Annotated in this window: 25 protein-coding genes; 7 read left to right on the top strand and 18 right to left on the bottom strand. The window is 63.7% G+C overall.

Annotation, left to right across the window (positions count from 1 at the left end):
• Window positions 1–11: 11 nt before the first annotated feature.
• A complete protein-coding gene (locus AAXE93_RS07125) occupies window positions 12–245 on the top strand; it encodes a hercynine metabolism small protein (protein WP_114988048.1) in 234 nt (77 codons plus the stop codon).
• Complete coding sequence (locus AAXE93_RS07120) at window positions 242–721, top strand: hercynine metabolism protein (RefSeq protein WP_390129489.1); 480 nt, start codon at window positions 242–244, stop codon at window positions 719–721. The genes AAXE93_RS07125 and AAXE93_RS07120 overlap by 4 nt, the downstream gene beginning before the upstream one ends.
• Window position 722: 1 nt before the next feature.
• On the opposite strand, the gene AAXE93_RS07115 is transcribed toward AAXE93_RS07120, so the two are convergent.
• The 7 genes from AAXE93_RS07115 to AAXE93_RS07085 form a co-directional block, all read right to left on the bottom strand.
• Window positions 723–986: a hypothetical protein gene (locus AAXE93_RS07115; RefSeq protein WP_006851112.1), complete on the bottom strand. Its 264-nt coding sequence runs from the start codon at window positions 984–986 to the stop codon at window positions 723–725.
• Window positions 987–1,013: 27 nt separating this feature from the next.
• Window positions 1,014–2,522: a lysine--tRNA ligase gene (lysS, locus tag AAXE93_RS07110; protein WP_390129486.1), complete on the bottom strand. Its 1,509-nt coding sequence runs from the start codon at window positions 2,520–2,522 to the stop codon at window positions 1,014–1,016.
• Between the two features lie 44 nt (window positions 2,523–2,566).
• On the bottom strand, window positions 2,567–3,328 hold the full coding sequence (gene rpaB / locus AAXE93_RS07105) for a response regulator transcription factor RpaB (RefSeq protein ID WP_114988045.1): 762 nt from the start codon (window positions 3,326–3,328) through the stop codon (window positions 2,567–2,569).
• A gap of 92 nt (window positions 3,329–3,420) precedes the next feature.
• A complete protein-coding gene (locus tag AAXE93_RS07100; RefSeq protein ID WP_390129483.1) occupies window positions 3,421–4,728 on the bottom strand; it encodes an ABC transporter substrate-binding protein in 1,308 nt (435 codons plus the stop codon).
• Entirely contained in the window at window positions 4,725–5,234 is a 510-nt protein-coding gene (locus tag AAXE93_RS07095; protein ID WP_390129481.1) for a rod shape-determining protein MreD, read from the bottom strand. The genes AAXE93_RS07100 and AAXE93_RS07095 overlap by 4 nt, the downstream gene beginning before the upstream one ends.
• A 14-nt stretch (window positions 5,235–5,248) precedes the next feature.
• Window positions 5,249–5,995 carry a rod shape-determining protein MreC gene (mreC, locus tag AAXE93_RS07090; RefSeq protein WP_390129479.1) on the bottom strand — a complete coding sequence of 249 codons (747 nt, stop codon included), beginning with the start codon at window positions 5,993–5,995 and terminating at the stop codon, window positions 5,249–5,251.
• A gap of 4 nt (window positions 5,996–5,999) precedes the next feature.
• On the bottom strand, window positions 6,000–7,052 hold the full coding sequence (locus tag AAXE93_RS07085; protein ID WP_115131659.1) for a rod shape-determining protein: 1,053 nt from the start codon (window positions 7,050–7,052) through the stop codon (window positions 6,000–6,002).
• 142 nt (window positions 7,053–7,194) lie between these two features.
• Here AAXE93_RS07085 and AAXE93_RS07080 point away from each other — a divergent pair, with 142 nt between their 5' ends.
• Window positions 7,195–7,572, top strand: a complete 378-nt coding sequence (locus AAXE93_RS07080) for a single-stranded DNA-binding protein (RefSeq protein ID WP_114988041.1) — start codon at window positions 7,195–7,197, stop codon at window positions 7,570–7,572.
• Between the two features lie 33 nt (window positions 7,573–7,605).
• On the opposite strand, the gene AAXE93_RS07075 is transcribed toward AAXE93_RS07080, so the two are convergent.
• Both AAXE93_RS07075 and ahcY read right to left on the bottom strand, forming a co-directional pair.
• On the bottom strand, window positions 7,606–8,265 hold the full coding sequence (locus tag AAXE93_RS07075; protein WP_390129476.1) for a DedA family protein: 660 nt from the start codon (window positions 8,263–8,265) through the stop codon (window positions 7,606–7,608).
• 71 nt (window positions 8,266–8,336) lie between these two features.
• Window positions 8,337–9,767 carry an adenosylhomocysteinase gene (gene ahcY / locus AAXE93_RS07070; RefSeq protein ID WP_390129474.1) on the bottom strand — a complete coding sequence of 477 codons (1,431 nt, stop codon included), beginning with the start codon at window positions 9,765–9,767 and terminating at the stop codon, window positions 8,337–8,339.
• Between the two features lie 30 nt (window positions 9,768–9,797).
• Between ahcY and tsaE the strand changes: the two genes are divergently transcribed.
• The gene (tsaE, locus tag AAXE93_RS07065) at window positions 9,798–10,289 is read left to right on the top strand and encodes a tRNA (adenosine(37)-N6)-threonylcarbamoyltransferase complex ATPase subunit type 1 TsaE (protein WP_390129781.1); all 492 of its coding nucleotides are present in this window, start codon (window positions 9,798–9,800) and stop codon (window positions 10,287–10,289) included.
• Here tsaE and AAXE93_RS07060 read toward each other — a convergent pair.
• Together AAXE93_RS07060 and mutT are read right to left on the bottom strand one after the other, a co-directional pair.
• A complete protein-coding gene (locus tag AAXE93_RS07060; protein ID WP_390129472.1) occupies window positions 10,256–11,212 on the bottom strand; it encodes a carbohydrate kinase in 957 nt (318 codons plus the stop codon). The genes tsaE and AAXE93_RS07060 overlap by 34 nt on opposite strands.
• Window positions 11,213–11,221: 9 nt before the next feature.
• Window positions 11,222–12,361, bottom strand: a complete 1,140-nt coding sequence (gene mutT, locus AAXE93_RS07055) for an 8-oxo-dGTP diphosphatase MutT (protein ID WP_390129470.1) — start codon at window positions 12,359–12,361, stop codon at window positions 11,222–11,224.
• 149 nt (window positions 12,362–12,510) lie between these two features.
• Here mutT and AAXE93_RS07050 point away from each other — a divergent pair, with 149 nt between their 5' ends.
• Window positions 12,511–13,374: an alpha/beta fold hydrolase gene (locus tag AAXE93_RS07050; protein WP_390129779.1), complete on the top strand. Its 864-nt coding sequence runs from the start codon at window positions 12,511–12,513 to the stop codon at window positions 13,372–13,374.
• Here the strand turns inward: AAXE93_RS07050 and AAXE93_RS07045 are convergent.
• Complete coding sequence (locus AAXE93_RS07045) at window positions 13,359–14,366, bottom strand: RpoD/SigA family RNA polymerase sigma factor (protein WP_390129468.1); 1,008 nt, start codon at window positions 14,364–14,366, stop codon at window positions 13,359–13,361. The two genes, AAXE93_RS07050 and AAXE93_RS07045, sit on opposite strands and share 16 nt — an antisense overlap.
• Window positions 14,367–14,420: 54 nt before the next feature.
• A complete protein-coding gene (gene mgtE / locus AAXE93_RS07040) occupies window positions 14,421–15,881 on the bottom strand; it encodes a magnesium transporter (RefSeq protein ID WP_390129466.1) in 1,461 nt (486 codons plus the stop codon).
• A 72-nt stretch (window positions 15,882–15,953) separates the two neighbouring features.
• Here mgtE and AAXE93_RS07035 point away from each other — a divergent pair, with 72 nt between their 5' ends.
• Entirely contained in the window at window positions 15,954–16,427 is a 474-nt protein-coding gene (locus AAXE93_RS07035; protein ID WP_390129464.1) for a glutathione peroxidase, read from the top strand.
• On the opposite strand, the gene AAXE93_RS07030 is transcribed toward AAXE93_RS07035, so the two are convergent.
• From AAXE93_RS07030 to gyrB, 5 genes are read right to left on the bottom strand one after another with little or no spacing between them, the layout of a single operon-like run.
• Window positions 16,428–17,555, bottom strand: a complete 1,128-nt coding sequence (locus AAXE93_RS07030) for a glycosyltransferase (protein ID WP_390129461.1) — start codon at window positions 17,553–17,555, stop codon at window positions 16,428–16,430.
• Window positions 17,556–17,565: 10 nt separating this feature from the next.
• A complete protein-coding gene (locus AAXE93_RS07025; RefSeq protein ID WP_390129459.1) occupies window positions 17,566–17,940 on the bottom strand; it encodes a CrcB family protein in 375 nt (124 codons plus the stop codon).
• Window positions 17,933–18,313 carry a CrcB family protein gene (locus AAXE93_RS07020; protein WP_390129457.1) on the bottom strand — a complete coding sequence of 127 codons (381 nt, stop codon included), beginning with the start codon at window positions 18,311–18,313 and terminating at the stop codon, window positions 17,933–17,935. The genes AAXE93_RS07025 and AAXE93_RS07020 overlap by 8 nt, the downstream gene beginning before the upstream one ends.
• Entirely contained in the window at window positions 18,294–18,599 is a 306-nt protein-coding gene (locus tag AAXE93_RS07015; RefSeq protein WP_390129455.1) for an SH3 domain-containing protein, read from the bottom strand. The genes AAXE93_RS07020 and AAXE93_RS07015 overlap by 20 nt, the downstream gene beginning before the upstream one ends.
• Window positions 18,599–20,566 (bottom strand): DNA topoisomerase (ATP-hydrolyzing) subunit B, encoded by a 1,968-nt coding sequence (gyrB, locus tag AAXE93_RS07010; protein ID WP_188021461.1) that lies wholly within the window; start codon window positions 20,564–20,566, stop codon window positions 18,599–18,601. The genes AAXE93_RS07015 and gyrB overlap by 1 nt, the downstream gene beginning before the upstream one ends.
• Before the next feature lie 152 nt (window positions 20,567–20,718).
• Between gyrB and miaA the strand changes: the two genes are divergently transcribed.
• Window positions 20,719–21,618: a tRNA (adenosine(37)-N6)-dimethylallyltransferase MiaA gene (miaA, locus tag AAXE93_RS07005; RefSeq protein WP_390129452.1), complete on the top strand. Its 900-nt coding sequence runs from the start codon at window positions 20,719–20,721 to the stop codon at window positions 21,616–21,618.
• Window positions 21,619–21,642 lie beyond the last annotated feature (24 nt).

The following is a 21,642-nucleotide window of genomic DNA, read 5'->3' as shown; positions in this document are numbered from 1 at the left end:
GCTCAGGCGGCATGAAATCAGACGAACGGCGTCAGGCGATCAAACGGCAGCGTGAGCAGCTGATCCAAGACCTGGAGGCCGTCTACATGGCGGCCTTCGATCGCCTTGGAGACCTGGAAGGTGAAGTGGGAGAAGTGAAAGCAGCGCAACTCACCCAGATGATCCTCAACTCCAAAACGGCAGCGATCGAGCCGCTGGAGAAAGAGATCGAAAAACCGGTGATCACCACCCCAGGCGAAGCATGAGCAGCTGGCTGGAGCAGTTGGAGCGGGAGCTGGACGCGAGGCTCTCGGCCTTTCTGCGCAACAACCCCGTCCAGGAGCACCTGTTCAGCGAACAGCACCTGAAGGATCGGGCGGCAGCCCTGCAACGGCAACATCAGCAACTGCAAAGCGAAGCGAAGCAGCAACGCCAACAGCTGCTGAGGCTGGCCGAGGACGTACGGGCCTGGCGCGACCGGGTGGAGCGTGCCAGGGCAGCCGGCGCGGCCGATCTAGCCGGACGCGCCGAACAACATCTCACCAGCCTGATGAACCAGGGCCGCGCCCTCTGGGCCGACCTGGACGATCTGGGACGCCGCTTCAACGAGGTGGAGCGACAGCTGCAGGAACTTCACCAGCAAAAGCGAACGCCCAGTCCTTCAACACTGGAGAAGGATTGGGCGTTGTTTGAAGCGGAACAGGAGCTTGAACAGCTGCGCCGCGACGCTGGGCTGAGTTAAATCAGGCCTTTGGCGCGGGGGGCTCCAGGCTGACACCCTCGGGCGGAGGTGTGGGATCCGGATCGGCGATCAGCATGTGCTGCAACACGATTTCCGGGCGCTCACTGTCGCGCCAGCGGATGCGGTATGCAGGCATTTTGGTGCCACGGCTGGTGGTCTGCTCCACCGGCTCCATCACCCATCCCCGGCGGGAACGGCCCTGGGGATTCCGCTTGACCACGGCATCAGCGTGCTTGAAGCGAAATCCGACGCGTTCTCCACTCATGGGGATAGGACCATGCCACTCCTCCCATTATTCCACTGAGGGTGGTTCTCCCTTGCGAGACTCCGGCCGCAGCAGCGGGAAAGCGATCACATCCCGAATCGAAGGGCTGTCGGTGAGCAGCATCACCAAACGGTCGATGCCGATCCCCAAACCTCCTGTGGGGGGCATGCCCACCTCCAGCGCTGTAACGAAATCCTCGTCCAACCCCTGGGCCTCCAAATCACCCGCCGCCTTGCGCGCCTGCTGAGCCTCCAGGCGCTGACGTTGATCCACGGGATCGGTGAGCTCACTGAAGGCATTGGCGTGTTCACGGCCGACGATGAACAACTCAAACCGTTCCACCAAGCCGGGCTTGCTGCGATGGGGCCGAGCCAGGGGCGAAATCTCCACCGGGTAATCGGTGACGAAGGTGGGCTGAATCAGGGTTGTCTCCACCGCTTGCTCAAAGGCTTCGTTGAGCAGACGGCCCACCGAGTCGGCCAACTCAGGCACATGCAGGCCTTTGGCGGTCATCGCCGCGGCCGCCTCCTCGCGGCTGCTGAAGCTATTGAAATCAAGCCCCGTCGCATCCTGCACGAGCTCGTGCATCGTGGCGCGCCGCCACGGCGGAGCCAGATCGATGTCGGTGCCCTGATAGGTGATGGTGGTCGTGCCGCAGACCTCCTGGCACACCGCGCTGACCATCTGCTCGGTGAGCTCCATCATCCCGAGGTAATCGCTGTACGCCTGATAGATCTCTACCGAGGTGAACTCGGGGTTGTGGCGGGTGCTGACCCCCTCGTTACGGAAGATTCGGCCCAGTTCATAGACCCGCTCAAAGCCACCCACCACCAGGCGCTTCAGGTGCAGTTCCGTCGCAATCCGCAGGGTGAGGGGCAGGTCGAGAGCGTTGTGGTGGGTCTCGAACGGCCGAGCATCTGCACCCCCGGGTTCGCTCTGCAACACGGGGGTCTCGATCTCGAGAAAATCACGCTGGTCGAGCCAGCGGCGAATGCCGCTCACCAGGCGGGCCCGGCGCCGGAAGGTCTCACGGCTGTCGGGGGACACAACCAGATCCAGATAGCGCTGGCGGTAGCGCTTCTCCACGTCGGCCAGACCATGCCACTTGTCGGGAAGGGGCTGCAGCGCCTTGGTGAGCATGCGCCAGTCGCTCACTTTCACCGACAGCTCACCACGGTCGGTGCGACGCAGGGTGCCGCTCACCCCAAGCCAGTCGCCACTGTCCACCAGCGTGGTGATCTGTTTGAACCAGCCCTCCTGCTGAGCCTCGAGACCCGCCTTCTCCAGGAACAGCTGAATGGAGCCCGTCTCATCCGCCAGGGTAAAAAAGGCCAGCTTTCCCATCACCCGGCGAGTCATCACCCGTCCCGCCACGGAAACGCTGACGTCCCGCTCTTCCCCCTTGGCCAGATCGGCATGGGTCTCCTGCAGCTCAGCCATGCGGTGGCTGGGACTGAAGGTGAGGGCATAGGGGCCCTGCCCCAACTCTTCCAAGGTCTTGGCCTTGTCCAGACGGGTGTCGCGCAGCTCAGACACAGCAGCAGGTCAATCGGGCGCCATCCTGCCCGCCCGCGGGTTGATCAACCGGCAGCGGAGGCCTCGCCCATGCGCTGGGAGGCATAACCAATGCCTCGCACCGTGAGGATCAGCTCTGGATTGCGAGGGTCAGGCTCCAGTTTTCCGCGCAACCGCGCAACGTAGACATCCACCACCCGCAGATCGGCGGCACGGCGGGGGGGATAACCCCAGAGCTGCTCCAGAATTTCGGCCCGGGGCACCACATGGCCGGGGTCGCGGAACAGCAGCTCAAGCAGGCTGAATTCCGTGTAGGTGAGGTTGATGCGCTCCGAACCCCGGGTGACTTGGCGTCGATTGGTGTCCACCACCAGATCGCCAAGCCGCAAAACGCCCTGACCAGTGGGCAGTTCGCGACTTTCAACAACAGCATTGCCCCGACCCACCCGGCGCAAAATTGTGGCGATGCGTGCCTCGAGTTCCTTGGGGCTGAAGGGCTTGGGCAGGTAGTCGTCAGCGCCCAGATCCAGGCCAGCCACCCGCTCCGAGATCGCTTCCACCGCCGAGAGGAAAATGATCGGCACGCAGGATTCAGCCCGCAGGCGGCGGCAGACGGCAAAGCCATCCAGCTTGGGCAACATCACATCGAGCACCACCAGGTCGGGCGACTCGTTATGGAACATTTCCAGGGCCTGCTCACCATCCTCAGCACAGATGACGCGGTAGCCCGACAGCTGTAAGCGCATCACCAGAACGCGCCGGACTGCAGCCTCGTCATCAACGACAAGAATGGTCGCTTTCGGTTGTGAGGGCAGGTCGCCCGTCATCCGAATCAAACCCTTAACGAGCTGCAACCTTACTGGTCAGGGCCTGGACACCGACGCAAACACCCTGACGCGCAGCCGGCTTACCGATTGTTTTAAGAATTGCCGGCGGCCTCAGGCCAGCGCGAACGGGCGTAACGGTTCCATTCCGACGCCGCAGCTGTTATGGCCTGCTCAGGGCTGATTTGGGCCAACATCGCCCGCTGCATCTGGGTGTAGATGATTTTCTGCAGGCGCTTGATCCCCGGCAGCGCCGGCACCAACACCCTGGCCCGGTGCAACGTGCTGGCCGACAACAAACGGGCCTGGTGAATCTGACGCTCCGCGGTGGTCGCGGGCTCCTCCTGCTCCAACCCCTCACGCACCCGAGCCAAGGCCTCCAACGACGACGGCAGCACCCGGGCCTCAGCCGCGAAGCGCGCCTGTTGATCAGCATGGGTCAGGAACAGCGCAAGATCCACGGCCTCCTGGGCGCGCTGGCTCTGACGCGGCACCGCCAACGTCATCAGAGCCACATTGGCTGTGCCATCGGCACCGGTCACCGGGGCATGGGGCTCCGTCACCGCGGCCACCCCGGGCGCATTGGTCTGAATGCTGCGCAGGAATTCCGCCCCGGTGGCCGCCAGGGCCAGATCACCGCTCTGGAACAACTCAATCGCCCGGCGCTGCCCCTGACTCACCACCTCCCGGGGCAACAGCCCCTCCCGGTAGAGATCACTCCAGAAACGAAAGGCCCGGAGCCCCGCAGGGCTGTCGAAGGCGGCCCTGCGTTGGGAATCCAGCAGGGTCACTCCCATCTGCACCAGGGTTTCCAGGAGCTCGGCCGAGTCGTCCGGAACGGTGGTGAGAAACAAGCCATAACGGCCCGTGCGCTCGCGGATCCGACGGGCGAAGGCCGGCACCTGCTCCCAACGGCTAGGCGGAGCAGCAATGCCGGCTTGATCCAACAGCGCCCGGTTCACCAGGCTCAGCCGCACCGTGAGGTACCAGGGCACAGCGATCTGCCCGGCATCGGGGTCACGGCAGGCCTGCCACACCGAGGGCAGATAACGGCCAGCGGCAGCAGCCGGCAGCAGCGGGGTCAAGTCAGCCAGTCCCCCCTTGCTGGCCAGATTGGCCGCGAAGGGCGGATTGAGGTTCACCACATCCGGGGCCGTGCGCGCAAACACCGCCGCCAACAACTTGCGTTCCACGGACCCCCAGGGCAGATCCGTCCAGCGCACGGGCGCATCGGGATGGAGGCCGCCCCAGGCCCCCAGAACATCGGCGAAATAGGGGTTGAACTTGGGAGCCAATTGCAGGGTCCACAACTCCAGGGCCCTGGTCTGTGGGGTCCTCGGGCCGCAAGCCGCCAGTCCCATCGCCGCTGTCCCCAGCAGCAGATCCCGACGCGTCAGCCTCATGAGGGAACCCTCCTGCGCCAGAGCAGCAACTGCAACGACACCAACACCGGCGCCAGCAAACCCGTCACCAGGGCCTGGCACCAGAGGGTCTGCAGGCCCCAGCTCTGGGTGAGGGGATCCAACACTCCGCCTTGACGCCACCAGAGCTGAAGGATCAACGACAAACCAAGACCCACGGACCCGAGCCAGGCCAACAAGCCCAGATTCAGGCTGCGCTGGATCGGCGCTGCACGCCGCCCCAGCCGTCCCCACCACCAGCCCAGCAGCAGCAGCGCCGGCACCTGACTGACACCGCCCAGATTGAGACCATCCAGCACCAGCCCCAACGCCACACCCGACAACGCCCCCGACACCGGACCATCCACGAGAGCCCAAGGCAACAGCCAGAGCACGGCCCAGGCAGGCCCAACCCCATCGATGGCCAACCAAGGCGGCGACGCCAGGGCGAGGAACGGCACCACCAAGGCTGAGGCCACACAGATCGGTTGGCGGTGCAGACGCGTCATTTCAGTGGTTCATCTCAACGGGTCTGCACTTGCACCCAGTCGATCGCCTCCGGTGCTGCGATCAACTGCACCACAGCGACCGGTGCAGGAACAGCCTGTTCATCCACCGACTGGATCACCCCCACCGGCACGTTGGGGGGCAACAGGGTGCTGGCCGGGGACGTGGCGACAAGATCCCCGGGCCGCACATTGGGGTCCTTGTCGATGAAACGGAGCGACAGACGGCTGTTGCCGCGGCCCACCAGCAACCCATGACGGCGGCTGCGGGGCAGCCAGACGCCGATCTCATGGCCCGGGGCGGTGAGCAACTTCACACGCGCCGTGGCGGGGGTGACACTGTCGATGCGGCCCACCAAACCGCCAGGGCCAAGAACCGCATCGCTGCGACCGATGCCCTGCAGCGAACCCTTGCCCAGCTGCAATTGCTGCCACCACCCCCGCGACGAACGGGAGATCACGGCAGCGGAAACTTTGCCTTGCGCTGATCCTTGTTGCTTGAGCTCCAGCAGAGTGCGCAAGCGCCGATTGTCCTCTTCCAGCAGCTGCAGGCGAGAGCGCTCCTCCAGATCCACCGCGGCCGCCACCCATTCCCGTTGCGCGGAACCCGGCCAGAACGGGCGGCTGAGCAGGGCATAGGCATCGCTGAAACCAGCGCCCTTGCTCAGACGCACCATCAACAGCCCAGCCACAAACAGCAGCCAGGGGGTGAGTTGCCCCAATCCGCGCCAGCGGCTCTTGCCGGGACGGAGCGTCGGGGCCATCGCTTCAGACGCCTGCCGCGGCGCGGACGAATTCCGGGGTGTCGACCACCCGCTGCAGGCGTTTCCAGTCCTCCAGCACCTGGCCGCAACCGTTCACCACGCAGAGCAGGGGGTCTTCGGCGATGTGAACAAAGATCCCGGTCTCGTGGCTGATCAGGTCGCTGATGCCGCGGACTAACGCACCACCACCCGCCAGCATGATGCCGCGGTCCACGATGTCGGCTGCCAGCTCAGGAGGTGTGCGCTCCAGGGTGCGTTTCACCGCTTCCACAATCACGTTGAGCGGCTCAGCGATGGCTTCGCGCAGATCACCAGCTTTGAGGTTGATGGTGCGGGGCAAACCGGAGAGCAGGTGCAGACCGCGCACATCCATGGACTGCTGATCGAACTCGTCGTCGGGGAAGGCGGAGCCGATGCGGATCTTGATTTCCTCGGCCGTGCGCTCACCCACCACCATGTTGTGCACCTTTTTGAGGTAGACGCTGATGGAGTCGCTGATCTCATCGCCGGCAACGCGGACGGATTCGCTCAGCACCGTTCCACCGAGGCTCAGCACCGCCACCTCAGTGGTGCCGCCACCGATATCAACAATCATCGTCCCAACGGGCTCGGTGACCGGAAGGCCCGCACCGATGGCCGCTGCCACCGGCTCATCAATCAGGTGAACCTCGCGCGCCCCAGCCATGCCGGCTTCACGGACGGCGCGACGCTCCACACCGGTCACGCCACTGGGAATGCCGACCACGAGCCGAGGGGCCATGATGCCGCGGCCCTCATTGCCCTTGGTGATGAAGGTTTTGAGCATCTGCTCAGCGGCATCGAAATCGGCAATCACCCCATCGCGCAACGGGCGGACGGCCCGGATGTTCCCCGGGGTGCGGCCGAGCATCAACTTGGCTTCATCGCCCACCGCCATGGTGGTGCCACGCTCCAGATCAAGAGCCACCACGGAGGGCTCCTGCAGCACGATGCCCCGGCCGGAGACGTAGATCAGGGTGTTGGCGGTGCCCAGGTCGATGCCGATGTCGCGCGACAGCTGGAAACGACGAAAGAACACAGGCACCGCAGCCAAGACCGCCGGATCATAGGGGCGTTCTCAGCGGTTGCCTGTTACACCCAGCGGCTTGGGTGGAACTCCTTAAAAGCAGTCACCCAACCGGTGCCGCATCATGAATCCAAATTCAGGAGATGAATTGTCTATGGGCGTTAATTCCGTCACCCTCGTCGGCCGTGCCGGCCGCGATCCCGAAGTGCGTTACTTCGAGTCCGGCAGCATGGTGGCCAACCTCACCATGGCGGTGAACCGTCGCAGCCGCGACGATGAACCCGACTGGTTCAACCTCGAGATCTGGGGCAAGCAGGCCCAGGTTGCTGCGGATTACGTGAAGAAGGGCTCCTTGCTCGGGATCATCGGCAGCTTCAAGCTGGACCGCTGGACCGACCGTGCCAGCGGCGAAGAGCGCAGCAAGCCCGTGGTGCGTGTGGATCGGCTCGAACTGCTGGGATCCAAACGGGACAACCAGGAGGCCGCCGGCAGCTTTGGCGGCCAGGCTTCCGACGAGGACATCCCCTTCTGATCCTCTCCCCCAGGGAAACCCTCGCGCCGGTGCTCAGTCGGACGACTGGCGCCGGCGCCAGATGCGCAGAACCAACCAGATCGCGCCCGCCAGCACCGACACCACCAGCAACACCTTCACAACCTTGGAGACCGGGTCAATCCAGAGCTCAACGTTGCTGTAGCCCTCTCCGAGAACCATGCCGGCCACGGTGAGCAGGGCCGTCCAGATCAGGCTGCCAGCGGTGGTCCAGACGAGGAACGGCGCCATCGGCATCATTTCGATGCCCGCTGGCACGGAGATCAGCGTGCGAATGCCAGGCACCAGACGTCCCCAGAACACCAGAGCGGTGCCATAGCGGCTGAACCAACGGCGGCTGCGGGCCAACTCATCGGCACTGATGCCAATCCAGCGCCCGTGCCGTTGCAACCAGGCTTCGATCCGTTCCTCGTTGATCAAGCGACCGATCCCGTACCAGGGCAGGGCACCGAGCACCGTGCCCAGCAAACCGGCCAGCACCACAGGCACCAGTTCCAGCTGACCCTGCTGCACATAAAAGCCCCCAAGGGGCATGATCAGCTCGGACGGAATCGGCGGGAACAGATTCTCGAGAAACATCGCCGCAAAAATCGCGGTGTAACCCAGCCACTGGTTCGCCTCCACCGCCTGGCCGATCAACTCCGGCAGCTGTGTGATCAGATCAGAAAGCCCCATGGAGACTGCGCTTGATCGCGCAAGTCTTCCATGGGGCCGTGAGAATCAGATTCCGATCCGCAGGATCGTGATCAGTAGCGGTAGTGGTCGGGCTTGTAGGGACCTTCCACAGGCACATTGATGTAGTCGGCCTGATCCTTGCTGAGCTCGGTGAGCTTGGCGCCGATACGACCGAGGTGAAGGCGAGCCACCATCTCATCGAGATGCTTGGGCAGCACATACACCTCCTTGGCGTACTCATCGCCCTTGGTGAACAACTCGATCTGAGCCAGCACCTGGTTGGTGAAGGAGTTGCTCATCACAAAGCTGGGGTGGCCGGTGGCGCAGCCCAGGTTCACAAGGCGACCTTCCGCCAACAGGATGATTTTGTTGCCGCTGGGCAGGGTGATGTGGTCAACCTGCGGCTTGATGTTCTCCCACGCGTACTCCTTGAGGGAGGCGACATCGATCTCGTTGTCGAAGTGGCCGATGTTGCAGACGATGGCCTCGTCCTTCATCTTCATCAGGTGCTCGTTGCGGATCACCTGGTAGTTGCCGGTGGCGGTGACGAAGATGTCCATGTCTTCGACCACGTCCTCAAGACGGACAACGCGGTAGCCCTCCATGGCGGCCTGCAGCGCGCAGATCGGATCCACTTCCGCGATGCAGACAGTGGCACCGAGGCCGCGCAGGGACTGGGCGGAACCCTTGCCCACGTCGCCGTAGCCGATCACCAGGGCCTGCTTGCCCGCCACCATCACGTCGGTGGCACGCTTGATGCTGTCCACCAGCGACTCGCGGCAGCCGTAGAGGTTGTCGAACTTGCTCTTGGTGACCGAGTCGTTGACGTTGATGGCGGGGAAGGGCAGTTCACCGCTCTTCTGCATCTTGTAGAGACGCGCCACACCTGTGGTGGTCTCCTCGGTCACGCCCTGGATCTGGGCCTTGGTGCGCGAATAGAAGCTGGGATCCTGGGCCAGCTTTTTCTTGATCGAAGCGAACAGGAAGGTCTCCTCTTCGTTGCTGGGGTTGTCGAGAACGGTGATGTCCTGCTCGGCCTTGCTGCCCAGCATCACCAGACCGGTGGCATCACCACCATCGTCCAGGATCATGTTGGGGGAACCGCCATCACCCCACTCGAGGATGCGGTGGGTGTAGTCCCAGTACTCCTCGAGGGTCTCGCCTTTGACGGCGAACACGGGGATGCCCTGGGCGGCAATGGCCGCAGCAGCGTGATCCTGAGTGGAAAAGATGTTGCAGGAGGCCCAGCGCACTTCAGCACCGAGCTCCACCAGGGTCTCGATCAGAACCGCGGTTTGAATCGTCATGTGCAGGGAGCCGGCGATGCGGGCGCCCTTGAGAGGCTTCTCGCTGCCGTATTTCTCGCGCAGCGCCATCAGACCGGGCATTTCGGTCTCGGCGATGTCGAGCTCCTTGCGGCCGAAATCGGCCTGATTGATATCGGCAATGACGCAATCGACGCCAAGCTTCAGCTCAGCCGGGGACGTGGGCGCTGCCACCATGGTTTCGGTGCTCCCTAATGAATCGTGGAGTTGAATCTCTGCAGAGACGCCGAGGCTTCGGGCTCGCTTGAGCCGGACTCTACAGGGCATGTCTGGGCCCTTGAGACCCTTGAGACCACCCGGGCCCTGGGCCGATTGCTGGCGCGCAAGCTTCCAACGGGAGCAATCCTGCTGTTGAGCGGGCCCCTTGGCGCCGGCAAAACATCATTGGTGCAGGGCCTGGCCGAGGGCCTCGGGATCAGCGAGGCGATCACCAGCCCCACTTTTGCCCTGGCCCAGCACTACCCCCAGGGGGAACCACAGCTGGTGCACCTTGATCTCTATCGCCTGGAGCAACCGGCCTCTGCCGATGAACTGTTTCTTCAGGAGGAGGAGGAGGCCAGCGCCACCGGGGCGTTGATGGCCGTGGAGTGGCCGGAACGGCTGGGGCTCGATCTGGCCGAGGCCTGGCACCTGGAGCTTCGCCATCAAGACGAAGGGCGGCTCGCTCAGCTCACCTCTCCCAGAAAGGCCTCCACCTGAGCCTGCGTGGGCTGGGGATCAATGCCACCGGCCCCGCCGCAGACCAGAGCACCACAGGCCGCCGCAAAGCGAATGCGCTCCTGGGGCGCGGCGGCCCAGCGGTGCAACAGCCCGGCCGTGAAGGCATCACCGGCACCGGTGGTGTCGACGACACTGGGGGGCTGAAAGGCGACCTGCTGACCGCAATCAGCCCCCAATTGCCAGCGCACCGGGGCCGCCCCATCGGTGACCACCACATCGGGCCGCTGGGGCAAGACCTGCTGGATCACGCCGGGATCGTCGCTGTTGAACAACCAGAGGGCTTCCTCCCGCGCCAGCTTGATCAGGGCCGCCTGGTCCAGGAGCGGTTGAATCGCAGCCTTCGCCGCAGCCGACGGACCCGCCGCGGGATCAGCGGTGGCATCCCAGAACGTGGGGCGCCAGTTCACATCAAGGGCAATCGCCGTGCCTTGGCTGCTGACCTGGCGCACGGCCGACAACAAAGCCGAAGCCGACGTTGGTGCTGCCAACGGAAGCGTGCCAATCAACAACCATCGGGCCGGGGGTAGGGCAACCGGCTCCAAGGCCTGGTCGGCAAAGCCGGCCCCCTGATCTCCGTCAAAGCCCTGAAACTGTCGTTCCCCATCCCCCGCACGGCGCACCAGCACGATGCGACTGGGACGCTCGGCATCCCGCTGCAGGAGCGAGGTGTCGACACCACGCTCAGCAAACAACCTGGAAAAGGCTTCACCGATGGCGTCCTGCCCCAGTCGACCGGCAAAGGCCACGGGGGTCTCCAGGCGGGCCAGGCCACAGGCCACATTCGCGGGCGCACCGCCCAGACGATCATCCACCGGCTGATCCACCGCCGGATCACCGCCCGGCGGCCCAAGCCGATCGATCAGCGCTTCACCGAGACAGACAACGACGGGACCAAGCGCCATCCGACCGCATCAGGACCTTGCTTCAGGGTGGGCAGAGCTTTCCAAGCTGCCAAGTAGGGCCTCAATGATCCGCGCATTGGCGGCCGGAAAGGCGTAATTCCCCAGATCATCGGGGCGTACCCAACGGACCTGCTGACTGGCAAGAGGCTGCGGCTCTCCCGAGAGCCAGTCGCAGAGATGCACCACAAAGCGGAGCTTCTTGTGGCTGTAGGCGTGATCCACAGTGATCAGTTCAGCGCCCACCGTCACCGCAATGCCGAGCTCCTCCTTCAACTCGCGGGCAATGCAATTTTCGATCGTTTCGCCCTGCTCCTGTTTGCCACCGGGGAACTCCCACATCCCCCCCAGCAGGCCTTCCTCCAGGCGCTGGTCAATCAACACCTCCCCGGCCGCGTTGAGCACAACCCCCACACCGATCACCTGGAAGGGCAGGGGCTTGGGGGCTTCGGTCACGGGCCAGCGGCAAGGATCGCCGGCAGCGTAAGCAGCGCAGTGCAGCTGCCAGGGGCAACGGTGGCAGTCCGGCTGGCGGGGGGTGCAAAGCGTGGCCCCAAGATCCATCAAGGCCTGGTTGGTGTCCCGTGGCCGAACCGGATCGAGCAGGGCCTCGCTCCAGCACCAGAACAAGGCGTCGTCACGGGCCGGTGGGCGCGGATGGGCCATCAATCGCGCCAGCACCCGTTTGACGTTGCCATCCAGGATCGGCAACGGTGCATTAAACGCACTGGAAAGGATGCTGCCGGCGGTGGTGCGACCGATGCCCGGCAAGGCCATCCAACCCTCCAAGCTGTGCGGCCACGGGTGGCCCACCAGCAGCTGCGCCGCCTCATGCAGCCGGCGGACCCGGGAGTAATACCCAAGCCCCTGCCACTGCAGCCGCACCTCCTCAAGAGATGCCGCAGCCAAAGCGTCCACTGTGGGGAACGCCGCCATCCAACGCGTCCAGTAGGGGAGAGCCACGGCCAGCTGGGTCTGCTGCAGCATCACCTCGGCGATCCAGATGCCGTAGGGATCGAGATCCTGCTCCGGCGCTGGACGCGCGCCGCCAGGCAACTGCTTCCAGGGGATGCCGCCGCGGCCATGCCGCTCCCACCAGGCCAGCAAGGCTGTCGATAGAACAGCAGCTTCGGCCTCGGTCAACGCATCCATGGGTTCGCGATTGGCGTCAGAACAGGACCCGAGCAACGACCGTCATCCAAGTGCTCCTCTCGCCAGGATGCACGGGCGCAGCAAGCCAAGGCGTGATCCCAAGCCACAACCTCTGGAGCTGGAACGAGCGATCCATTGGCTGGAGCCTGATGGGCGACCCCAATGCCGAAGAGGCCGTGCTGCTGATTCATGGCTTCGGGGCCAACACCAACCATTGGCGCTTCAACCAGCCGGTGCTGGCCGAACTGCTGCCCACCTACGCCATCGATCTGCTCGGTTTCGGGCGCAGCGATCAGCCCCGGGCTCGCCTGAAGGATGAGTCCGTTTCAGCGGATGCCGTTCATTACGGCTTTGATCTCTGGGGCCAACAGGTGGCTGACTTCTGCGATGCAGTGGTGCAACGGCCCGTGCTGCTGGTGGGCAACTCGATCGGTGGGGTCGTTGCCCTACGGGCCGCACAACTGCTGGGGGAACGATGCCGGGGCGTGGTGCTGATCGACTGTGCCCAGCGCTTGATGGACGACAAACAACTGTCCACCCAACCCGCCTGGATGGCCTGGATCCGGCCGTTGCTCAAGACGATGGTGCGGCAGCGCTGGCTCAGCACCGCGCTGTTCCGCAATGCGGCACGGCCCGGCGTGATCCGCAGTGTGTTGAAGCAGGCCTATCCCAGTGGCGCCAACATCGACGATGACCTGGTGGATCTGCTGTTTCAACCGACCCAACGCCGGGGTGCGGCTGAGGCCTTTCGCGGCTTCATCAACCTGTTCGACGACCATCTCGCCCCTCAATTGATGGAAAAGCTGTCGATTCCCGTAGATCTGATCTGGGGTGAGCTGGATCCCTGGGAACCAATTGCAGAGGCCAAGCGTTGGGCCCAGACCCTGAACTGCGTTCGATCTATTTCAGTGGTTCCGAACGCAGGCCACTGCCCCCATGACGAAGCACCGGATCAGGTGAACCCGGTGCTGCAACGGCTGATCAAGACAAGATCAACTCAGCAGGCGACGTAGGCCTCCACCTGATCACTCACGCGGCGCAGACCGGCCAGGCCATCCCGCTCCAGGTTGCGAACACGGTCTCGGCTCATGCCCAGAATCCGGCCGATGCCGGTGAGGCTCATCGGATCTTCTCCATCCATGCCGTAACGCATCCGCAGCACCTGCTCCTGCAGATGGGGCAGCTGACCCAGGAGGTTGCGCAGGTCTCCTTTAAGGCAATCCTCTTCCACCTGATCGCTGGGGAGGTCACCATCTCCGGAGAGGAGCTCCAGCAGTTCGGTGTCGTCGCCGTCGCCAACTTTCATCTCCAGACTCACCGGCTGGCGGGCCCGGCACATCAGATCCTTGACGTCGTCTTCGGGCAGCTCAACGAATTCAGCCAACTCGGTGACGGTGGGCGTGCGGCCTAGCTCCTGGCTCAGCTCCCGCTGGCCCTTCTTGAGCTTGTTCAACATCTCAGTGATGTGGATGGGCAGCCTGATCGTGCGGCTCTTCTCCGCGATGGCCCGTGTTATGCCCTGACGAATCCACCAATAGGCGTAGGTGGAGAATTTGTAACCACGGGTGGGGTCGAACTTCTCCACACCACGCACCAAGCCAATGGTGCCTTCCTGGATCAGGTCCAGGAGCTCCATGTTCCTCTTGGTGTATTTCTTGGCCACGCTCACAACAAGCCGGAGGTTGGCCGCCACCATGCGCTCCTTGGCGCGACGGCCATGCTGCAGCTTGCGCTTGAGCTGCATTGACGACAACCCAGAAGCCTTGGCTAGCTGGTCTCGGCTGGGCTTCTCTCCGGCCTTGCTCTCGAGCTCAGACTCGAGCGATTCCAAATCCATCAGCTCCTGGACCTGGCGCCCCAGAGTGATCTCCTGCTCATGGGTCAACAGCGGAACACGGCCGATGTCGCGCAGGTATGAGCGGACGAGATCAACATCCGCCGAAACTGTTTTTGCAGCCTTTGCAGCGGTTTTGGGCTTTGAAGCAGCGGTCGCAGCCGGAGCCATGGGGCGCTTCTTTGAGTTATGTGAAGAGTACTCCTAAGAAACGTAAACAGGCTCTCAGAAAGCGCCGAAGACAAAGAAATGGGTAGAAATACCTGTGGCCTGAACCAGCTGCGGCAGGTTGCCCAGCAACCACCCCGCCGTCTTGAGGTAAATCAACGTTCCGGCCACGTCCGTGCAGGTGGTGATGAAGGGTGTGGACATCAGCGCTGGGTCCAGACCCATGCGGTCAAACAAAAGCGGAAACGCTGCACCGGCAGTGGCCGCCAGGGTCGTGATAGCCAGCAGACTCATCCCCACAGAGAGGCCCACCAAAGCGCTCTCCCCGCGCCACCAGGCGAAGGGAACCACCAGAAGCATCATCAACACCCCTAACAACGCCCCCGCCATGGCTTCGCGGCCAATGGCCCTCAGGGGTCCAAGGCTGGAGATGCTCTGGGTGCTCAAACCACGGATCACCACCGTGGAACTCTGGGCCCCCACGTTGCCGCCCGTACCACCCAGCAAGGGAATGAAAGCCGCCAACAAGACCACCTGTTGCAGGACGTCTTCATTGGCAGCGATCACCTCTGAGGTGAAAAAGCTTGCAAGCACCAGCACCGCCAGCCAAACCACCCGGCGGCGGGCGACGGTAAACAGGTTGCTGCTGAAGTAATCGTCGACATCGCCGGCCTGAACGGCACCAGCGGCGTACAAATCGCGCGTCGCCTCCTGCTCAATCACGTCGATCACGTCATCCACGGTGACGATGCCCACGAGGCGCCGTTCCAGATCGACCACAGGAACGGCGAGGAAGTCGTAGCGCTGAATCGTGCGGGCCACCTTCTCCTGATCGGTGTCGGTGCTGACACTGAGCACCTCCTCCGTCATCACATCACCGATGCGGGCCTGGGGGTCTGCCGTGACCAGATCCCGCAGCGACAGGATGCCGGTGAGGCGTCGCTCAGCGTCCGTGACATACAAGGAATAAATCGTCTCGGTGTCGCGAGCACGTCGCCGCACGATCTCCAGCGCCACTGCGGCGGTCTGGTTTTCTTTGAAGGCGATGTACTCGGTCGTCATCAAGCGACCGGCCGTTTCGGGGCGGTAGCCCAGCAACTCAGCGGTCACCTTGCGTTCATCCGGGCTGAGTTCGCTCAGCAGCTGCCGCACCACCTTGGCCGGCAACTCCTCGAACAATCGGGCGCGATCATCCGGCGACATCTCCTCCATCACCTCCCGCATCTCGCCAGAGCGCAGCAGGCTCAGCAGGCTTTGCTGCGTGGCGGTGTCAAGGTATTCGTAAACACTGATGGCTTCGTCCTTGCTGAGCAGGCGAAAGGCAATCGCCTGCAAGTTGGCCGGCAAGTCACCGATCGCTTCGGCGATGTCCACCGGCTGAACCGGTTCCAGCAGCAGTTTCACCGCGTCGTAATTGCCCGCCTGGAGCATCGCGGCGAGCTCATGGGAGACCGCCTCGGCCAGCAACTCGGGCTCCACGCTCACGCCTGAACTGCTCAGCCCCGATGCCTCCGTCATGCCCCTCCGGCCGGGAGCCCAGTGTATGGCCGTTACAGCCGGTTATCCTCTGCGCTCCATCCCCGTTTCACCATGGCGATCAGCGTCAGCGCCGTTTCCGTCACCACCCCTGACGGCAGCAGCAAATCCCTGGGCGACTACGCCGGCAAGGTGCTGCTGATCGTGAACGTGGCCAGCCGCTGTGGCTTCACCAAGCAGTACGCCGGCCTGCAGGCCCTGAACGAGGCCTACGCCGCCAAGGGCCTAGCGGTGCTGGGTTTCCCTTGCAACGACTTCGGCGCCCAAGAGCCCGGCACGCTGGAGGAGATCAAGAGCTTCTGCTCCACCACCTACGGCGCCGACTTCGAACTGTTCGAGAAGGTGCACGCCAAAGGCAGCACCACCGAGCCCTACACCACCCTCAATCAGATGGAACCCTCTGGTGATGTGGAGTGGAACTTCGAGAAGTTCCTGGTGGGCAAGGACGGCACTGTGATCGCCCGCTTCAAGAGCGGCGTCACCCCCGAAGACCTCACATCGGCGATTGAGGCAGCTCTGGCGGCCTGATCAGCTCAGCTCCAATGCGGCCAGCAACTGCTGGCCGTAATCCGACCAGGTTCGAAGCGGTCGCTGCTGAGCAGCTTTGTTGAGATCGACCACGCGATCAGGAGAGGCCAGCAGGGAAGCCATGGCCTCCGCCAACGATCGCCAGCTGCGGGTGTCCACCGTCAGGCATCCACCCTCTGCGGCCAGTTCTCCGAGGGCACCATCACCGCTGCACAGGCAGCCACGGCCGTGCCAGAGGCTCTCGGCGACGGGCAGGCCGAACCCCTCCTCGATCGAGGGGTAAACCGTGAACTGGGCCCAGGCATACAGCTGATTGAGGCGATCATCATCGGCATCACGGATCCAGCCGACAGGCAGCCCCAAAGAGATCGCACGCTCGACCAACGCTGCGATTGCAGGGTCGTTGGCCCAACCAACGATTCGCAAATCCACTGCCTTTTCCTCAAACGCCAGCAGCCAGGCCAAGGCCTTCAGCAGCGTGCGATGGTTTTTGCGCGCTTCCAACGATCCAACGCAGAGAAGCCGCAGAGGTTGCTCCGGTTGATGAAGGTCCATGTGGCGGACCCGCTGAGTCCCTGGACAGGCTTGCGCCAAGGGCAGCCCTTGGACATGGGCGAAGGGCAGCTGCTCCTGCTTGAGGAAGCTGCGGAGATGGTCCGCCGTGGTGAGGGAATTGGCCAGAACCCGATCAGCACGTGCCAGGCCACGCATGTAGTCCGCATGGGATCGGGCTGCAACTGAATTCTGCCCCCCATACAGATGGGCCAAGCGAATGGGTATGGCGTCGTGAAACACCCACGCCACCTTGAGCCCAAGCGTCCTCGCGGCACGGGTCAACTCATCAACGGACGGCCCGACACGGCTTCGAACGAGTTCGACCACAAGGAGCCACGCCGGCTCGATTGCCGTGTCGAGGTCCAGGGTCCATGCATCCACAGGCGGCCCGTTCCAACGTTCCAGATGTCGAAGTTGAGCTGGAGTCGCCAGCACAAAGCCTTGATCAGACCGCCAGCAGACCGGCCGTAGCGGCATGCCCAGCTCGAGCAAGGCCCGAGCCGTCAGTCGCACACAGCGCTGGATCCCGGTGTTGTGGGCAAAACGCGTCGTGTGATCGACGTAAAAGAACATCCAGAACGGATCAGTTGCCGAGGCGGCGTCCGCACCAGAACCCGAGCCCTGCAGCCCCGAGCCCCAGCCCGAGGGTCAGCCCGATCAAGCCCAATGCAGCGGCCCAATCACCGGCGCTGAGGTGCTGCATCGCCGCCAGCATCCAACTGCTGAAGGTGGTGAGCGAGCCGCAGAAGCCAATGCCAAGCAGCAACTGACGCCGTGGTGCGGCGGGTAGCCCGGCCAACAAGCCCAACAGGGCAGCTCCGAGAACATTCACCAGCAGGTTCTGATCCCCCAGATGCAAAGCCACCTTCCAGCGCAGCAAGGCTCCGGGCACAGCACCAACACCAACAAGCAACAACTCCTGCAGTTCAAGTTGCAGGCTGGGTTTGGTTTCAGGCATGGGTCCCCAGTCCGTAACCAACAGCAGAGGCCAGCAAACCCGCTCCAATTGAGGCAAGCGCCAACACCAGCGCCGTCAGCGCCTGGCCGGCCCGCAGCTCGTTGAGCAGCTCAACGGCGAAGGTGGAAAAAGTGCTGAGGCTGCCAAAAAAGCCCACCCCCATCAGCAGGGCAATGCCTGTGCTGGTCGAACAGGTTTCATTGAGCGCCAACACCAGGCCCAGGGCGAAACAAGCCACCACGTTCACCAGGAAGGTGCCCCAGTGCTTCTTGGGCACCATGGGCTGAAAGTGGTTGACCACTTTCAAGCGCAGCCAGGCCCCGGGGATCGCCCCCAGACCCACCAGAACCACTTCAGGCGCGGAGCCAGCCACGGCGTTGATCTCCCGAAAGGGTTTGGACGTGCAGCCAGTCTTGGCCATCGGCGGCGGACCAGCGCCGCAACAGCCGCAGGGAGGATCCTGCCTTGAGGGTGCTCAGCCGGGGAGCCACTGCCAGGGGGCTCAGCCGAAGAGGTTGGTCAGTGACCGTATGCAAGGGCCCGGAGGCAGCGCGGCGACGGGGCTGCGGTTGACGCCGATCAGCACCACCGGCAGGCAAGGCCGCGGGAGCCATCAAGGCCACCCCCAACAGCCAGCTCCAACGCAGAACAGCCACCATCAAATGTCGAGGGCTGCCATGTCCAGCTCGGCGCTGTGGGTCTCGATGAATTCCCGGCGCGGAGCCACCTTGTCGCCCATCAGGATCGTGAAGATGCGATCAGCCTCGAGAGCGTCTTCGATCTCCACCCGCTTCATCGTGCGCGTGGTGGGATCCATGGTGGTTTCCCAGAGCTGCTTGGGCATCATTTCGCCGAGACCCTTGAAGCGCTGGATCGTGTAATTGGCCTTCTCGCCGAAGCCCTCCAGGGTCTTCTGCAGATCGCCCTCGTTGTAACAGTAGGTGTGGTTCTTACCGCGCTCCACTTTGTAAAGCGGCGGACAGGCGATGTAGATGTAACCGCCCTCCACGAGCTCCTTCTGGTAGCGGTAGAAGAAGGTGAGCAGCAGGGTGCGGATGTGGGCGCCGTCCACGTCGGCGTCGGTCATGATCACGACCCGGTGGTAGCGGAGGTTCTTCACATCGAAGTCCTCGCCCTTGATGCCCAGGCCCAGGGCGGTGATCAACGCCTGGATCTCGGTGTTCTTGTAGATCTTGGCGTCGTCGGTCTTCTCGATGTTGAGGATCTTGCCCCGCAGCGGCAGGATCGCCTGGAAGCGACGGTCGCGGCCTTGCTTGGCGGAGCCACCAGCGGAGTCGCCCTCCACGATGTAGATCTCGGATTCGCCGGGGTCGCGGGAGCTGCAATCGGCCAGTTTTCCGGGCAGGGTTGAGCTCTCCAGAACGCTCTTGCGCCGCACCAGTTCGCGGGCCCGGCGGGCGGCCTCAGCGGCATTGAAGGCCTGGATCGCCTTCTCGAGGATCAACCCGATCACGGAGGGGTTGAACTCGAGGAACTGGCTGAGCGCCTCGCCCACCAGGTTGTCGACAATGCCGCGCACCTCGGTGTTGCCGAGCTTGGTCTTGGTCTGACCCTCGAACTCCGGCTCCGGCACCTTCACCGAGAGCACCGCCGTCAGGCCTTCGCGGATGTTCTCCCCCGCCAGGTTGGAATCCGATTCCTTGCGCTTGCCGAGCTTCTTGGCAAAAGCATTGAGGGTGCGGGTCAACACCGTCTTCAGGCCCTCAATGTGGGTGCCGCCATCGACGGTGCGGATGTTATTGGCGAAGCCAAGGATGCTGTCGGAGTAGGCATCGGAGCACCACTGCAGAGCGGCCTCCACCTGAACGCCATCCTTCTCCGAATTCACGTAAATGATCTCGGGATGAAGGGCGTCCTTCTCCTTGTTCATGTAGGCGACGTATTCCTTGATCCCGCCTTCGTAGAAGTAGGTCTCCTCATGGGGGTTGCCCTCCTCATCCCGGGCCGACTCCCGTTCATCACGGAAAACGATCCGCACGCCGCCGTTGAGGTAGGCCAGTTCCCGCAGCCGAGCCGAAAGGGTGGCGTAGTCAAAGACGATGCCGCCGGTGAAGATTTCAATGTCGGGCTTGAAGCAGACGGTGGTGCCGGTCTCGCCGGACTCCGCCGCCGGCTGCGACTCTGAAGCCAGCCCTCCAATCGCCGCACCGCGCTCAAAGCGCTGGCGATGCACCTGGCCCTGACGGCGCACCGTCACCTGCACCCATTCACTCAGGGCATTCACCACCGAGACGCCGACGCCGTGCAGACCGCCGGACACCTTGTAACCACCGGCGCCGAATTTGCCACCGGCGTGCAACACGGTGAGCACCGTTTCCAAGGCGCTCTTGCCGGTGCGGGGGTGCACATCGGTGGGGATGCCGCGGCCGTTGTCGCTCACTGAGGCGGAGCCGTCTTCACCGAGGACCACAACAATGCGGTCGCAATGGCCCGCCAGGGCCTCATCCACCGAGTTATCAACAACTTCGTACACCAGATGGTGCAGGCCCCGCGGTCCGGTGGAGCCGATGTACATGCCCGGGCGCTTGCGGACGGGCTCAAGCCCCTCCAGCACCTGAATCTGCTCGGCGCCGTAGGCGTTCTGGACCTTGGAAGCGTCGCTCATTGAGAAAGTCTTGAGCCAGGAAACCGGGTCATGGGCGGGCGCAACGGCTCTAAACCTCGACCTGACAATGTCAATTTACCACCGGCTGTCTATAGAGGCTTGCAGAGGCCTCTCAGAGCCCATTCCAAGCCGGGCTGCACCCCCTCACCCTTTTGAACAGCTCCCATCCCCTGGTGATCACCCTGCTCGGGCCCACAGCCAGCGGCAAGACCGCCCTGGCGCTGGAGATCGCCGAACGACTGGATCTGCCGGTGATCAACGTGGATTCCCGCCAGCTCTACAGAGAGATGGATCTGGGCACCGCCAAGCCGACGGCGGAGCAACAGGCGCGAGTGCCGCACCATCTGCTGGACCTGCGCAGGCCGGATCAGCCGATCACCCTCCAGGAATTTCAGGCGATCGCAACCCCTTGCATCGACGCCGCCCTAGAGCAGCGGGGTGTGGCGTTGCTGGTGGGCGGCAGTGGTCTCTATCTCAAGGCCCTCACCAGTGGCCTTCAGCCTCCGGCGGTGCCCCCCCAGCCGCAGCTGCGCCAACAGCTAACAGCCCTGGGCCAAGGCATCTGCCATCCGCTGCTGCAGGTCGCCGACCCCGAGGCCGCCGCCAAAATCGCCCCGGCCGATGCCGTGCGCACCCAGCGCGCCCTGGAGGTGCTCTACGCCTCCGGGCAACAGATGAGCCGGCAGGCCACAGCCACACCTCCGCCCTGGCGGGTGTTGGAACTGGGCCTCAATCCCGCCAACCTGCGCCAGCGCATCCAACAACGCACAGAGCAGCTTTACCGCGATGGGCTGGTGGACGAGACCCGGCGCCTGAGCGAGCGCTACGGCGCCGATCTGCCGCTGCTGCAGACCATCGGCTACGGCGAAGCGCTGCAGGTGATCGGCGGCAGCCTGAGCACTGCAGATGCCGTGAGGATCACCTGCCAACGCACCCGCCAGTTCGCCAAACGCCAACGCACCTGGTTCCGGCGTCAGCACAACCCCCACTGGCTGGCCGACGAGACAATGCTGACGGATGCCATGACGCTGATCGAGCAACATCTATGGTGAAAGATGCAGACGTTGTATTCAGCG

It is taken from the genome of Synechococcus sp. HIMB2401 (assembly GCF_042883245.1).
GTDB lineage: Bacteria > Cyanobacteriota > Cyanobacteriia > PCC-6307 > Cyanobiaceae > Parasynechococcus.
Note: the sequence above shows the minus strand (reverse complement) of the source record. Positions and strands in the feature narration are given on the sequence as shown.